This is a genomic window from Gammaproteobacteria bacterium (assembly GCA_003696665.1).
GTDB lineage: Bacteria > Pseudomonadota > Gammaproteobacteria > Enterobacterales.
Genome location: RFGJ01000497.1, coordinates 1 through 1455 on the forward strand (window position 1 = coordinate 1; position 1455 = coordinate 1455).

At 45.8% G+C, this 1455-nt stretch carries 2 protein-coding genes; both read right to left on the reverse strand.

Translation table 11 applies throughout. From position 1 onward, the window contains the following. Positions 1–85: 85 nt before the first annotated feature. Complete coding sequence (locus D6694_12135; protein ID RMH38611.1) at positions 86–631, reverse strand: hypothetical protein; 546 nt, start codon at positions 629–631, stop codon at positions 86–88. Positions 632–720: 89 nt separating this feature from the next. After that, complete coding sequence (locus tag D6694_12140; protein RMH38612.1) at positions 721–1242, reverse strand: hypothetical protein; 522 nt, start codon at positions 1240–1242, stop codon at positions 721–723. Between the last annotated feature and the right edge of the window lie 213 nt (positions 1243–1455).

The following is a 1455-nucleotide window of genomic DNA, read 5'->3' on the forward strand; positions in this document are numbered from 1 at the left end:
ACCTGCCTCCAACCGCGTCTGTGATAGATACTACAATTTTACAATATTTTCGATGCTAATTCTCATATACGAAGTAGTGTATTTGTTATGAGCAAGTCCCAATTCGCTCCCAATAATCAGGATAAGAAATTACGAAACCCTGGTTGTCTACCTCGATCTCTGCGACAAAGGTGCCCTCTCTACTTTCATACTTATACCGCTGTTCATTTAAACGCGTGTAGCGTTGGGCTAAAACCTCCACAGATAACTCGGGAAAGCGTACCCAGGCCGCAAATATTTCTGCCGTTTCACCGATAGCAAGTTTCAGCCGACGGATTGGCAACGTATTGGTTGCCGGTGTAATCCCTAAATCCACATCAATACATCGTCCAAAATTATTATCATCCTGCCCATTAATTTGCCAGCCCTTCTGCTCATCTCTACTGAGTTCCAATATGTACTCCCTACTTCCCAATTGCATCTTCACCTGGACAGTATGGGTCCGCCATCCCTCATCACACGATACTTGATATTCAACAAGCGCAGGTTGGTTATCAAAAATGGTCAATACGATTCCATTTAAGCACCACTCTTGTTCTCGGTAACGCAGATTACAATGTTCAAACCCGATATCATCAACCTGTCGCCACATCAAGCAGTGCCGAATTTCTTTTTGGATGTTTTGATTTGAGGCCAATAATCAGAACTCCATCACAAATAATCGAATTCGAATATACAGTCTCACGCACGACTGGTCGGTTTCCACTGGTACCCTGCCCCTTCCAGATAGAACCCCAACAAATCAGTACTATCCGGTTCGTGTCCAAGCTCGGTCAAGATGGCTGCAATTTCGCTACGGTGATGTGTCGAGTGGTTGGCACAATGAAGCATCACCTGCCAGCGTGGCAATGTAAATGACTGTCCACGCATATTCGTCCAATGCACGGCTACGACCAGATCGGAGCCATTTAGACCCTCAAAATTGGTATCTCTTTCTTTAATCAACTCCGCCCACCGTTCCTGAATCGCGAATATGGTCGGCAGTTGGGACGGTGAAAGCATCGTCTTTGGAGATACTCCCTGCCATCGGGCAAACCATAATACCTCTGCTCCCAGAATATGAACCAACGTGTGATGCACGGACCCAAAGCCAGGTAATACCTTTCTCATAACTTGCTCTTCCGTCAAGGTTTCGGCCACCTCCAATAAACGTTGATTTGCCCATTCACCATATTTATATAATGAAATAAGATATTCTTTCATCTACTCGCCATTTCGTGTGTTTTACTCACTACAAATATTTGTGTCAGAACATTATAAAAACAAAACCTGTCATCCGATCGGCCTGATATTTTCGCCTTAAATTATCCCCGGCCCAACGTTGGGCTCACCTGCCCGCCGTGCCGGGCAATCCGAGAAACTTTGACCAGAACCAAAGCGGGCAAATTTCGCGCCGCTTACCCACCGCCGAAGGCG